The 13093-nt window shown below is 70.3% G+C and carries 10 protein-coding genes and 1 pseudogene; 1 reads left to right on the forward strand and 10 read right to left on the reverse strand.

The window, feature by feature from the left end:
* Positions 1–110 precede the first annotated feature (110 nt).
* Positions 111–916: pseudogene (locus ACFYMO_RS31580) on the reverse strand (IS5 family transposase).
* Positions 917–1163: 247 nt separating this feature from the next.
* On the opposite strand from ACFYMO_RS31580, the gene ACFYMO_RS31585 reads away from it, so the two are divergent.
* Positions 1164–1643, forward strand: a complete 480-nt coding sequence (locus tag ACFYMO_RS31585; protein ID WP_388550910.1) for a hypothetical protein — start codon at positions 1164–1166, stop codon at positions 1641–1643.
* A gap of 74 nt (positions 1644–1717) precedes the next feature.
* Here the strand turns inward: ACFYMO_RS31585 and ACFYMO_RS31590 are convergent, their stop codons facing one another.
* The 9 genes from ACFYMO_RS31590 to ACFYMO_RS31630 form a co-directional block, all read right to left on the reverse strand.
* On the reverse strand, positions 1718–2101 hold the full coding sequence (locus ACFYMO_RS31590; protein ID WP_276478164.1) for a hypothetical protein: 384 nt from the start codon (positions 2099–2101) through the stop codon (positions 1718–1720).
* A 103-nt stretch (positions 2102–2204) separates the two neighbouring features.
* Complete coding sequence (locus ACFYMO_RS31595) at positions 2205–3482, reverse strand: thymidine phosphorylase (RefSeq protein ID WP_366774604.1); 1278 nt, start codon at positions 3480–3482, stop codon at positions 2205–2207.
* Positions 3483–3581: 99 nt separating this feature from the next.
* A complete protein-coding gene (locus tag ACFYMO_RS31600; protein ID WP_366774605.1) occupies positions 3582–4004 on the reverse strand; it encodes a cytidine deaminase in 423 nt (140 codons plus the stop codon).
* 2 nt (positions 4005–4006) lie between these two features.
* The gene (locus tag ACFYMO_RS31605; protein ID WP_366774606.1) at positions 4007–5299 is read right to left on the reverse strand and encodes an ABC transporter permease; all 1293 of its coding nucleotides are present in this window, start codon (positions 5297–5299) and stop codon (positions 4007–4009) included.
* The gene (locus tag ACFYMO_RS31610; protein ID WP_366774607.1) at positions 5296–6432 is read right to left on the reverse strand and encodes an ABC transporter permease; all 1137 of its coding nucleotides are present in this window, start codon (positions 6430–6432) and stop codon (positions 5296–5298) included. Before ACFYMO_RS31610 ends, ACFYMO_RS31605 begins: the two co-directional genes overlap by 4 nt.
* Positions 6429–8216, reverse strand: coding sequence for an ABC transporter ATP-binding protein (locus ACFYMO_RS31615; protein WP_388550916.1), 1788 nt, complete (start codon positions 8214–8216; stop codon positions 6429–6431). Before ACFYMO_RS31615 ends, ACFYMO_RS31610 begins: the two co-directional genes overlap by 4 nt.
* A gap of 330 nt (positions 8217–8546) precedes the next feature.
* A complete protein-coding gene (locus tag ACFYMO_RS31620) occupies positions 8547–9578 on the reverse strand; it encodes a BMP family ABC transporter substrate-binding protein (RefSeq protein ID WP_360695466.1) in 1032 nt (343 codons plus the stop codon).
* Between the two features lie 561 nt (positions 9579–10139).
* Complete coding sequence (locus ACFYMO_RS31625) at positions 10140–11468, reverse strand: amidohydrolase (protein WP_366774608.1); 1329 nt, start codon at positions 11466–11468, stop codon at positions 10140–10142.
* A 250-nt stretch (positions 11469–11718) separates the two neighbouring features.
* Entirely contained in the window at positions 11719–12936 is a 1218-nt protein-coding gene (locus ACFYMO_RS31630; RefSeq protein WP_388550919.1) for a hypothetical protein, read from the reverse strand.
* Between the last annotated feature and the right edge of the window lie 157 nt (positions 12937–13093).

A 13093-nucleotide genomic window follows, 5' to 3' on the forward strand; every position in this document is an offset into this window, starting at 1 on the left:
GTCAGCCCGCCTCCCTGTGGATACCGCATGCCATGGTCATACCGCAGGAAGCGACAGCCCGTCACCATACGACTCCACCAGTTCAACCTCAGTAAGAGCTCGTAACACGATCATGTGCGGGACTTCTTGAGGCGTCTCCAGCAGATCAGGCTGCAGGCGAGGGAGACGAAGGCGTCGTGGAGTGCGGTGCGGCGTTCCCAGCGGACGACGAGACGCTTGAAGTGGTGGAGCGCGAAGGTCTGCTCGACGACGTAGCGGAGCTTGCCCATCCCTTTGATGTTCGGGCAGCCCTTGCGCGAGATGACGGGCAGGATCCGTAGCTTGCGTAGCGCGTCCCGGTTCGGGTTGGAGTCGTAGCCCTTGTCGCCGAGCAGGGCGTCGGGCCTGCGGCGGGGCCGGCCCGGGCGGCCTGCGACGGGCGGGATCCCGTTGACCAGGGCGAGGGTCTGGGTGACGTCGTTGACGTTCGCTGCGGTGGTGATGACCTTGAGCGGGGTACCGCGTCCGTCGCAGATCAGGTGGTGCTTGCTGCCCGTCTTCCGCCGGTCGACCGGCGACGGACCGGTGTCGGGTCCCCCCTTTTCGCGCGGATGTGAGAGCCGTCCACGCACGCGGGTGACCAGTCGAGTTCGCCGGCCGCGTTCAGCTCCGTGAGCAGGACTTGGTGCAGTTACTCGAAGACTCCTGCTTTCTGCCACCGGTCCAGGCGACGCCAGCAGGTCTGGCCGGAGCCGAATCCCAGCTCCAGGGGCAGGAGTTGCCACGCTATGTCGTTGTGAAGAACGAACAGGATGCCTTGGAGACAGAGCCGGTCCGACACCGGCCGCGGTCCAGGCGACCGTTCCGGCCACGGCGGCAGCAGCGGTTCGATCAGTGCCCACAAGTCGTCGTCGACGATCCACGGCCGAGTGCTCACACCATCACGAACGGCCGAATCGTCAGATCCGTCACGCCCCACCAGGACGATTCAGCAAGATCGTGTTACGAGCTCTTAAAGAAGAACCATGACCCCCACGGTGGAGTTCGCGATATCCCCATACCGGAGGGGCTGGGACAGGTGATCAAACCCAACGGCGATATTGTCGCACCGACCCATGTGCGTATAATCCCAAAACCGGATGGGACATACAAAACCGCCTTCCCCGTTACGGAATGATTAAAGTATGAATTTTTCCATGTCCATAACTCCGCCATCGAAACACTTTTCATTGACCCCAGAATTTGAGCTGTCAATCGATTACGACTCTCTCGTCATGGAGACCTGCGACCTCCTATCGCAGACCGACTGCACATTCCAGATCTCGGGGTTCGGTCAGGAATCATGGCCGGTTGACATCTCCTACGACCTATCTTCGGTAATCGAACAACTACCGGATACACTTGCCGCGCTACGGGCTAACGAAGAAGCCATAATTGACCTCTATGGTCAAGGAATCGAACGGGAACTGAGTTTCACACCCAGAGGGGAGCATGTAACCGTCCATTGCTCCTCGCGTACACAGTGGCAGCCCAATCCGACCGAAGAACACGTATCACACCATGAAGTGCAGCATCTATTGACGAATTTGGCCAGGGAGTTCAAAGAGGCCCTGGAGATTGCTTCCCCTGTTCTCGCCGAAACTTCACCCTTCACGCATTGGTAGAGAGGCGCCGAGCGTTATACGAATTCGGCAGCAGTCGGCCGGGATCGACCTCGGCACCGCCCGACCGCGCGGGGTCAGCGAGTCAGGGCGAAGCCGGCCAAGAGGACGGTGACGACCGAGGCGGCGAGGAAGAGCTGGTGGCGGGGTGGGGCCTTGAGGTGGTGGGTGGGTTCGCCTCGGCGCCAGCGGTCGAGGATCTCCCGGAACAGTGTGCGCTGTGGCAGCAGGCCGACGGTCAGGCCGATGTGGGCACAGGCGTACATGACGAGGGCCCCGCTCAGGCCGATGTCGTTCCAACGGCAGACCGCGACCAGGAGCGCGCCGCCCACGGTCATGACCACCGGATAGGCGATGCGGAACTTCCGCAGCGGGATCCAGCTTCCCAGCAGGTAACTCGACAGGGCGAGGGATGCCGCGGCCAGCAGCCAGAGCCATTCGACCGGTATGGACGTGAGCATGGGGCCGCCCTTCTGCTGCCGCTGCGCGGCACAGCGGGGAACCGGACCCGGGCGGCGGGCTCGGGAACCGGTTCCCCGACTGATCGACTCGGTGCTGGCGAATCTAGCCGACGCGGCCCAGGATCAGCGGCGTCGGCTCGTGGGAGGTGCCGGGCGCCGCGATGTCCCAGGCGCCTTCGAGGGCGGCCTCCGCGTAGCCGAAGGCGTCCGGGGTGTCGGTGTGCAGGGTCAGCAGCGGCGCTCCGGCGGTGACGGTGTCACCGGGTCGGGCGTGGAGTTCGATGCCGGCCCCGGCCTGGACGGGGTCCTCCTTGCGGGCGCGGCCCGCGCCCAGGCGCCAGGCGGAGAGGCCGACGGCGTAGGCGTCCAGCCGGGTCAGCACTCCGGAGGCGGGGGCGGTGACGACGTGCTGCTCCCGCGCGCGCGGGAGTTCCGCGTCGGGGTCACCGCCCTGGGCGGCGATCATGCGGCGCCAGACGTCCATCGCGGAGCCGTCGGCGAGTGCGGTGGCCGGGTCAGCGTCGGGCAGTCCCGCCGCGTCGAGCATCTCGCGGGCCAGCGCGACGGTGAGTTCGACGACGTCGGCCGGGCCGCCGCCGGCCAGGACCTCGACGGACTCGCGGACCTCCAGCGCGTTCCCCGCGGTCAGGCCGAGCGGGGTGTTCATGTCGGTGAGCAGTGCGACGGTCCGCACGCCGTGGTCGGTGCCCAGTTCCACCATGGCGGTGGCCAACTCGCGGGCGTCCTCGACGTTCTTCATGAAGGCACCGGAACCGGCCTTGACGTCCAGCACCAGCGCGCCGGTGCCCTCGGCGATCTTCTTGGACATGATGGACGACGCGATCAGCGGGAGGGACTCGACGGTCGCCGTCACGTCGCGCAGGGCGTAGAGGCGCTTGTCCGCGGGCGCGAGTCCGTCGCCCGCGGCGCAGATGACGGAGCCGACCTCGTCCAGTACCCGCATCATCTCGGGGTTGGTCAGCGACGCACGCCAGCCGGGGATGGACTCCAGCTTGTCCAGGGTGCCGCCGGTGTGGCCGAGGCCGCGGCCCGAGAGCTGCGGGACGGCCGCGCCGCAGGCCGCCACCAGGGGCGCGAGCGGCAGGGTGATCTTGTCGCCCACGCCGCCGGTGGAGTGCTTGTCGGCGGTGGGGCGGGTCAGCGCGGCGAAGTCCATCCGCTCGCCGGAGGCGATCATCGCGGCGGTCCACCGGGAGATCTCGGTGCGGGTCATGCCGTTCAGATACACGGCCATCGCCAGCGCCGACATCTGTTCGTCGGCCACCGCTCCGCGCGTGTAGGCGTCGATGACCCAGTCGATCTGCTCGCCGGTCAGCTCCTGGCGGTCGCGCTTGGCGCGGATGACGGAGATGGCGTCCATGCTGTGGTTCCTCTTTCGTTCCGACGGTCTCGCTCCGACGGCCTCGTTCCGGCGGTTTCGTTCCGACGGCCGTTCCGGCGGCCCGCGCACGGGCCCGGCTCAGCGGGCCAGTTGTTCGGGGCCGAATGCGTCGGCGAGCAGTTCCGAGAGGGGGCGGACCCCCGAGGGTGCCTCCACCAGGAGGGTGCCGCCGCCGTGTTCCCACAGCAGTTGGCGGCAGCGGCCGCAGGGGGCGATGACGTTCCCGTCGTCGCCGCCCACGCAGGTGAAGGCGAGGAGTCGGCCGCCGCCGGTGGCGCAGAGGTCGGAGACCAGTCCGCATTCGGCGCACAGTCCGATCCCGTAGGAGGCGTTCTCCACGTTGCAGCCGGTCACGGTGCGGCCGTCGTCCACCAGCGCCGCGGCGCCGACGGGGAAGCCGGAGTAGGGCGCGTAGGCCCGGGCCTTGGCGGCCCGGGCGCGGGCGCGCAGTTCCTGCCAGTCGATGTCGGTGCCGGGTGCGGTCGCGGCGGCCTCGTGCACGGCTATGTTCCCTCGCCTCGTCGGTACGACTTGCCGATCGCGCGTGGCGCACGGAGGCGTTGGGCCGCGAGGGAGAGCACCAGCAGCGTCGTGACGTACGGCGTCATCTCGACGAACTCCAGTGCCACGGTGTCGGTCAGCGCGTACCACAGCACGAGCAGCACGGCGATAACGAGGCTGACGGCGGCCTGGATACGGGCGCCCCGCAGGCCGGTGCGCAGCTTCCAGACGGCGAGTCCCACCAGCAGCACGGCCATCAGGAGCAGCATGGCGTGCACGGTGGTGCCGCCGCCGACGACGCGCAGCGCGTCCATGAAGCCGAACAGTCCGGCGCCCATGGCGACGCCGCCGGGCCGCCAGTTGCCGAAGATCATGGTGGCGAGGCCGATGTAGCCGCGGCCGCCGGTCTGGTTCTCCTGGTAGATGTGCACGCCGACGGCGAGGAAGGCGCCGCCGAGCCCGGCCAGCGCGCCGGAGATGGTGAGCGCCGCGTACTTGTAGAAGTAGACGTTCACGCCCAGCGACTCGGCCGCCACCGGGTTCTCGCCGCAGGAGCGCAGCCGCAGGCCGAAGGAGGAGCGCCACAGGACGAAGAAGCTGCCGACGAACAGCAGCGCGGTGAGCACCGTGAGCCAGGAGACGTCGTCGACCAGGGCGCGCAGGATGCCCGCCAGGTCGGAGACGAGGAACCAGTGGTGCTTCTCGATGCTGCCCAGTCCGTCGGCGAGACCGGGTACGGAGAAGGTGGACATGCTGTCCATGGGCGGCGACTGCTTGTCGTTGCCCCCGGCCTGGGCCGCGGCGCTGCCGGTGGCGCCGAACCACAGCTTGGCCAGGTAGCGCACCAGGCCCAGCGCGAGGATGTTGAGGGCGACACCGGAGACGATGTGGTCGACGCCGAAGGTGACGGTGGCCAGTGCGTGCAGCAGTCCGCCCAGCGCGCCGCCGACGATCCCGGCGAGGACGGCGGCCCACGGGCCGTACTGCCAGCCCATCCACCCGGCCGCGAAGGTGCCGAGCATCATCATGCCCTCGAGGCCGATGTTGATGACGCCGGCGCGTTCGGCCCACAGCCCGCCGAGACCGGCCAGTCCGATGGGGACGGCGGCGCCGAGCGCGGAGGAGAACTGCTGGCTGTTGCTGAGCTGCACGTCGCCGGTGATCACGCGGACGAGCGAGAGCAGCAGCAGCCCGCCGGCGACGAGCAGCAGGACGACCGGGTAGGAGAGCTTGCGCTTGCCGCGCGGGGGTGCGGACGCCGGGGTCTTCTTCGGCGCGGACGTGGTGGTGCTCATGCGGTGGTCCCCGCCTTCTCTGCCTGGGTGCTCTCCGTACTCGGGGCGTTCTGGGCGCTCACCTCGGCGCCGACCGCGCTCTGCTGCCTGCGCAGCACCACGCGCCGGACGATCTCGTAGGCGATCACGACGCACAGCACGATGACGCCCTGCATGACGCCGACGATCTCCTGCTCATAGCCCTCGAACTCCAGTTGGATGCCGGTGCGTTCGAGGAAGCCCCACAGCAGTGCGGCCAGCGCCATGCCGATGGGGTGGTTGCGGCCCAGCAGGGCGATGGCGATGCCGGTGAAGCCGACGCCGGTGGGGAAGTCGGTGCCGTAGCTGAAGGACTTGTTCAGCAGCGTCGGCATGCCGACCAGGCCCGCGACCGCGCCGGAGAGCAGCATGCTGGTGACGACCATCCGGCGGACGCTGACCCCGCTGGCGGAGGCCGCCGACTCGCTGCGGCCCACGGCGCGCAGGTCGAAGCCGAAGCGGGTGCGGCCGAGCACGAACCAGTACGCCAGTCCGATGACGGCGGCGATGATCACCGTGCCGTAGATCGGGTCGGGCGAGGTCGGGAGGAGGAAGAACCGGCCCGATTCGGGGATGGTCGGGGTGTGGAAGAGGTTGCCGTCCTTCACACCCAGCTTGTTCTCGGAGAGGAAGTAGCCGATCAGCGAACCCGCGATGGAGTTCAGCATGATCGTGGTGATGACCTCGCTGACCCCGCGGGTGGTCTTGAGCACGCCCGCGATGCCCGCCCACAGCGCGCCGACCGCCATCGCGGTGATGATGATCACCGGGATCTGCAGCACACCGGGCAGCGCCAGCGCCCCGCCGACGACCGCGGCGAAGAACGCCGCCACGCGGTACTGCCCGTCCACGCCGATGTTGAACAGGTTCATCCGGAAGCCGATGGCCACGGCGGCCGCCGACAGGTAGTACGGGATCGCCTTGTTGATGATCCAGACCTGGCTGTCGCTCTTGAAGCCGAAGTCGACCATCACATAGAAGGCGTGGAAGGGGTCCTTGCCGGTCGCCATGATGACGGCGGAGGAGAGCGCGAACGCCGCGAGCAGGGCGAGCGCGGGCGCGGCCAGCGCCTGCAGCACGGCCTGGGCGCTGAATTTGTCCTTGAGGCGGCTCACTTGTCGCCTCCCCTCTCCGGGTCGGTCGACGAGTCGGTCTGCGCGGCGTTCCGCGGCGTGTCGGCCGCAGCGTTCCGCGGGGCGTCCGCCGGGGCGCTCCCCGGCGCGTCCGCGGAGTCCGCGCCGTCGGTGTCCCGCGGCGGACGGCCGTCCTCCGGCTCGCCCGCGGTGTCCTCCTGGTGTTCCAGGTGGCCGGTGGCCGCGCCGGTCATCGCCGAGCCCAGCTCCTCCGGGGTGACGGTCGCCGGATCGGCGTCCGCCACCAGGCGGCCCCGGTACATCACCCGCAGGCAGTCCGAGAGGCCGATCAGCTCGTCCAGGTCGGCGGAGATCAGCAGGACGGCGAGGCCCTCGCGGCGGGCCGTGCGTATCTGGTCCCAGATCTGCGCCTGGGCGCCGACGTCCACGCCCCGGGTGGGGTGCGCGGCGATCAGCAGCTTGGGGTCGTGGCTCATCTCGCGGCCGACGATGAACTTCTGCTGGTTGCCGCCCGAGAGGCTGGCGGCGGTCACCTCGATGCCGGGCGTGCGCACGTCGTACTCGCCGACGATCCGCTCGGCGTCGGCCCGCGCCTGGCCCAGGGCCAGCAGTTGGGGCGCGCCGGGGATGCCGAACGCCGGTCCCTTGGAGTTGGGCTTCTCGGTGACGTGCCCGAGGATGCGGTTCTCCCACAGCGGCGCTTCCAGCAGCAGCCCGTGCCGGTGCCGGTCCTCGGGGATGTAGCCGATCCCGCTCTCCCGGCGGTGCCGGGTGGGGGCGTGCGAGATGTCCTGGCCGTCCAGGGTGATCAGCCCGTCGTCCGGGTCGCACATGCCCATGATGGCCTCGACCAGTTCGGCCTGGCCGTTGCCCTCCACGCCGGCGACGCCGAGCACCTCGCCCTTGTGGATGGTGAAGCCGATGCCGTCCAGCACGGTGCGGCGACCGCCGTCGGGGTCGGCGGCCGACAGGTGGAGCCCGTCCACGTGCAGCATCGGCGTGTCGGTGACGGTCGACTCGCGGGTCTCGGCCGACGGCAGTTCGCTGCCCACCATCAGCTCCGCGAGCTGCTTGGGCGTCGTCTCCTCCGGCCGCACGGACGCGACCGTCGTCCCGCGCCGGATGACCGTGATCGCGTCGGCCACGGACAGCACCTCGCCCAGCTTGTGCGAGATGAACAGCACGGTCAGGCCCTCGGCCTTGAGCTCGCGCAGGTTGGCGAAGAGCGCGTCGACCTCCTGCGGGACCAGGACCGCGGTCGGCTCGTCGAGGATGAGGATGCGGGCGCCGCGGTAGAGGGCCTTGAGGATCTCCACGCGCTGCCGGTCGGCCACGCCCAGGTCCTCGACGAGGACGTCGGGGCGGATGCCGAGCTGGTAGGCGTCCGACAGCTCCTTGATCTTCTTGCGGGCGCGGGAGCCGATGCCGTACAGCCGCTCGGCGCCCAGCACCGTGTTCTCCAGCACCGTGAGGTTGTCGGCCAGCATGAAGTGCTGGTGCACCATCCCGATCCCGCGGGCGATGGCGTCCGCCGGGCTGTGCAGGGCGACCTCGTCGCCGTCGATGCTGATGGTGCCCTCGTCCGGCCGCTGCATGCCGTAGAGGATCTTCATCAGGGTGGACTTGCCGGCGCCGTTCTCACCCACGAGGGCGTGCACGGTGCCCCGGTCGACCCGGATGTCGATGTCGCGGTTGGCGACCACTCCCGGGAACCGCTTGGTGATGCCGCGCAGTTCGACGGCCGCCGCGGGCTCCTGACCCGCCTCGGACGGCTCGCCGCTGCTGCCGCTGGACTCGCTGGACACTTGACTGACGCGCTCCCTTGCTGGCGCTGGGGCCGGCCGATCCACGGACCGGCGGCCACCGGCTCCGGGGCGCTGGCGCGCGCCGGGCCGGACGGCATGGTTCCGCCGTGCGGGCACGACGGCTCATGATGCGGGGACGAGTGCCGGGGGGCACTGCCTACGGGGACGAGCGCCGGGGCACTGTCCACGGGGACGAGCACCGGGGGCACCGCGTCCGGAGACGGGTGCCCGGGGCACTGCGGCCGGGACCGCCTCGACGAGGCGGACGGGGGCGGCACCGTACGCGCCGCGGCTGCGCGCCGGGCTGCGTACGGTGCCGCCTCCACCGGGTCACGGGCGGGTCGGAACCTTGACCTCACCGGAGGTGATCTTCTCGGTGGCCTTGTCGATGTCGTCCTTGATGTCGTCGATGAAGCCACCGGAGGTGGCGACCGAGACACCCTTCTCCTTGAGCGAGAAGGTCTGGTTGCCGGTGAGCGGCTTGCCGTCCTTGACGCTCTTGATCAGCTCGAAGACGGCCACGTCGACGTTCTTGACCGAGGAGGTCAGGATCGCGTCCTTGTACTTGCCCAGGCCCTTCTGCCGGTACTGGTCGGAGTCGACCCCGATGGCCCAGGCGCCCTTCTTCTTGCTGATCTCCTCGATGGAGCCGGCGCCGGACTGGCCCGCCGCCGTGTAGATCACGTCGTTGCCGCGGGAGAGCATGCCCTTGGCCATGTTCTTGGCCCGCGCGGGGTCGTTGAAGCCCTTGTCGGACTCCTTGTACAGGTAGTCGACCTCGACCTTGATCTTCGGGTCGGTGTCCTTGACGCCCTTGACGTAGCCCGCCTCGAACTTCTGGATCAGCGCGTTGTCCACGCCGCCGATGAAGGAGACCTTGTCCGTCTTGGTCTTCTTGGCAGCGGCCACGCCGACCAGGTAGGACGCCTCGTTCTCGGCGAAGGTCATCCCGACGACGTTCTTGGCGTGGGACTGCTCGTCCACCACGCCGAACGTGGTGTCGGGGAAGTCCTTGGCCACCTTGTTGACCGACTTGCCGTAGTTGAAGCCGACGCCGATGACCGGGTTGTAGCCGGCCTTCGCGAGCGAGGTGAGCCGCTGCTCGCGGGTCTCCTCCGTCTCGTTGTTACCGGCGGTCATCTCCTTGGTCTTGACGCCGAGTTCCTTCTCGGCCTTGTCCGTGCCGCGGGCCGCCGCCTCGTTGAACGAGTGGTCGTCCCGACCGCCGACGTCGAAAGCGAGTCCGACGCCCTTGTTCTTCTTGCCACCCGACTCCGTAGAGCTCTCACCGCACGCGGTGGCCGTCAGTGCGAGAGCCGCGGTGGCCGTGACCGCCGCAGCCAGCTTTGTTACCCGAAGCAACAGGGTCCCCTTCGAATCGTGGAGCACCGGTTCCGGCCCCGCAGTTCGGGTTCCGGCCCTTGAGACGGCCACAGATTAACGCGCGTAGATTTCCAGCAGAAGAAGACGGGAACCGCTGTTATCGGATCGTCGCGAACGGCGCCCTGATGTACGCTTTTGACCCTTATGTGGCGGTGCAGAATTTCCCGTGTCCCGGGGTAAGGGCGAAATGCGCGGCACCGTGCAGGACCACTGCCCGGCGGCACCCCGCGGCCGGCCGCCGCCCTGGGGTACCGCCGGGCAGCGGGTGGTGCGCTCCGCGGGGGCCGGCCGAGCGCAGGAGTGGTGCGGCGGATGGGGTCAGCGGCGCGGGGCGGCACAGCGGCGCGGGTGGCGCGGGTCGGCCGAGCGGCGCGGGTGGCGCGGGTCGGCCGAGCGGCGCGGGTGGCGCGGGTCGGCCGAGCGGCAGGGTGGCGCGGTGGCGCCGGAGTCCGTCAGGGCGTTCCGGACCTCGGTTCGCCGGTCCGGGCGGCCGGGTCGCGGCCTCCGGGCGGGCGGGTCGCCGGCTCCGGGCGGACAGGGCTACGAACGGTGCAGCAGCGCGGCGGCGGTGAACAGTTCGACGCCGGTGGTGATAGCGGACTCGTCCGCGTCGAAATCGCCCTGGTGCAGATCACGACTGCGGCGGTCGCCGACGGGCCGCACCCCGAGCCGGGCCATCGCGCCGGGGACGTGCTCCAGGTACCAGGAGAAGTCCTCCCCGCCCAGGCTCTGCTCCGTCGTCTCCACGGACGCCGCGCCCGAGCGGGCCGCCATCGCCTCCCGCAGCAGCGCCGTCGCGGACGGTTCGTTGACCACCGGCGGCACCCCGCGCACATAGGTCAGCTCGCACTTGGCCCGGTGCAGCGTCGCCACCTCGTCGACGGCCTCGTGCACCAGATCCGGAGCCTCCCGCCAGGTCGGCAGATTCAGGCAGCGCAGCGTGCCGGAGAGCTCCGCGCGCTGCGGGATCACGTTCGGCGCGTGCCCGGACTCGATCCGGCCCCAGGTCAGCGACAGGCCGGAGCGCGCGTCCGCCCGCCGGGCCAGCAGCGCCGGCACCTCGGTGGCCAGCTTCGCCGCCGCCGTCACCAGGTCGGTGGTCAGATGCGGCCGCGCGGTGTGGCCGCCGGCGCCGCTGAGCACCACCTCCAGCCGGTCGCAGGCCGAAGTGATCGGCCCGGCACGCAGCCCGATCCGGCCCGCGTCGACCCGCGGGTCGCAGTGCACGGCCAGAATCGAGCCGACGCCGTCCAGCACTCCGCAGTCCACCGCATCGGCGGCACCTCCGGGCAGCACCTCCTCGGCCGGCTGGAACAGCAACCGCACCGGACGGGGCAGGGCACCCGCCTTGGCCAGCTCCGCCAGCACCAGGCCGGTGCCGAGCACGACGGTGGTGTGCACGTCGTGCCCGCAGGCGTGGGCCCGGCCGGGCACCGTCGAACGGTAGGGCACCTCCTTGGTGTCCGGGATCGGCAGTGCGTCGATGTCCGCGCGCAGGGCCAGCATGGGCGGGGTCGCGTGCGCGGGACCCGCCGCCTGCGGCACCGCGGCGGCCGCCGGCTCGGCGGCTTCCCGGCCGGCGGCCTGCTGCTCGGCGCCCGGCGCGGGCTCGGGGTGGATGTCGCAGATCAAGCCGGTGCCCATGGCCAGCACCCGGGGGCGCAGCCCGGCGCGCTCCAGCCGGGTCTTGATCGCCGTGGTCGTGCGGAACTCCTGGTTGCCCAGCTCTGGGTGCATATGGAGATCGCGACGGAAGGCGATGAGCTCACGGCGGAGGGGATCGGTCAGCCGGCCGGGCAGCTCGGGAAGTACGCCGGCGGCCCCGCGTGCGTCTACCTCCGGTGCTGCAGGGGACAGGAGTTCGTTCATGGTCCGAAGAGTAGGCCCCTTGACACCGCAACTGACTAGAGATCCAGCAAAGTTCAACCTCTCAGGGGAAGAAAATCTAGGCTGGGCGGCGGTTATGTCCCTATGCGGTTGGGTATACCTGCGAAATTTTCCGGTGTCGCCTCCGCGGTAGGCCGGGAGGGAGAGCGGCGGCACGGGCAGGGGCGCGCGGCGGTGCCACCGTGGCCTGCGCGGCGGTGCCGCCGCACAGCGCAGCGGTGCCGCCGCGGACTCATGCGCTCCGGCCCGGTGGAGTGGGCAGCGCCGAGGGGACCCTGCGCACCCCCCGGGCCGTCCCCGTGACACCCGCGAGAAAGCCCTGGGCACGCGGCGAAGCGGTACGGGTGAGCCAGGCGGGGTCGACGTCGCACACCGCCACGGTCACCGCCGTGCCCGCGAGCGCCAGCGGAAGGGTGTGGACGACAGTGGAGGGGAAACTCAGAATGGTCCTGCCGACAGGACCGCGGCGGGCGACCAGTTCGAGCGGCAGATCCGGGCGGACGATCTCCAACCCGGTGGCGGCCGTCACCTGCTGAAGCTTCTCGCTGCTCTCCCGGCGGTGGGCGAAGTACCGGGTGGCACCGTAGGCACGGGCCAGCGAGGCGACCGCCTCCAGATACCGCTCGGTGTCCACCACACCGGTCTCCACGAGCGAGGTACCCACCAGATCGGCGCCCCGGGTCAGACGCGGCGGACCGAACCGGGCGCGGGTCCAGGCGAACTCGTTCGCCGTCACGGTCACGTTCTCGGGCGGCTCCACCGGCATCGAGCTGAACACCTCGACCGGGCGGGAACCGTCCCGACGCGGGGTGAGACGGCGCCGCGCCCGGCGCGAGACCGGCGCGAACAGCACTCCGCGCACCCCTCCCCGCACCCCGCGCCGATGCCACCGTACGAAGCGCTCCCCCTGTGCCAGCTGGGAGACGAACTCCATGGTGGCCGTACCGTCGTCCACCACCGTGATCCGCCGCGCGGCGCGCGCGGGTGTCAGAGCCAGCAACAGCTGCACGTACCGCGAGAAGGGGTCGCCGATCACCAGGGTCCGGGCCCTGCGCACCCTGCGGGCCAGCGCGAGCAGGCTGCTGAGCGCGCCGCCCACACCGTCCCTGGCCTCCTGCCAGCTCACCGTGACCCCCTCGTCGCGGGCCAGCTCGGCCATCCGGCGCAACTGGCCGCGGGTCATCGGATCGTGCGGGGGCAGCACGACGAGAGCGAGCGGACTCACGGCGCCGGGAGCCGGATGGTTGTGCGCCCACTCCAGCACGTTGAGGAGCTGGACGGGGCTCTCGACGAAAGCGAGAGCCCCGTCCCGCGTCCCGGGGTTGGCTCCGCCCCCGGGGTCGGCAGCGGCCCGGACCGCCGGACCCGGCCCCCGGCCGGAGGCACGGTCCGGGGCGCGGTCGGCGGCGGAGCGGGCCGAGGCATGTGCTGCGGGGCCGGAAGGGCTCATCGCTCCTGATGCGGAGCGGCTACGGGACATGTGCGCATACGCTCCGTTCCGCTGTGCGGGGTCGGGGGGGTGTCCCTATGGGTTTCGTCAACCTGTAGGGGCTGGTTGGGGGTTGTAGAAGGTGCCGTCGCGGAGCATCGCGAAGAGCACGTCGGCT

The sequence above is a fragment of the Streptomyces sp. NPDC007025 genome, assembly GCF_042869455.1.
In the GTDB taxonomy this organism is placed as follows: domain Bacteria; phylum Actinomycetota; class Actinomycetes; order Streptomycetales; family Streptomycetaceae; genus Streptomyces.

Coding starts and splice junctions, on each gene's coding strand:
- ACFYMO_RS31585 (WP_388550910.1), top strand. CDS start 1,164: ATGAATTTTTCCATGTCCATAACTCCGCCATCGAAACACTTTTCATTG.
- ACFYMO_RS31590 (WP_276478164.1), bottom strand. CDS start 2,101: ATGCTCACGTCCATACCGGTCGAATGGCTCTGGCTGCTGGCCGCGGCA.
- ACFYMO_RS31595 (WP_366774604.1), bottom strand. CDS start 3,482: ATGGACGCCATCTCCGTCATCCGCGCCAAGCGCGACCGCCAGGAGCTG.
- ACFYMO_RS31605 (WP_366774606.1), bottom strand. CDS start 5,299: ATGAGCACCACCACGTCCGCGCCGAAGAAGACCCCGGCGTCCGCACCC.
- ACFYMO_RS31625 (WP_366774608.1), bottom strand. CDS start 11,468: ATGAACGAACTCCTGTCCCCTGCAGCACCGGAGGTAGACGCACGCGGG.
- ACFYMO_RS31630 (WP_388550919.1), bottom strand. CDS start 12,936: ATGAGCCCTTCCGGCCCCGCAGCACATGCCTCGGCCCGCTCCGCCGCC.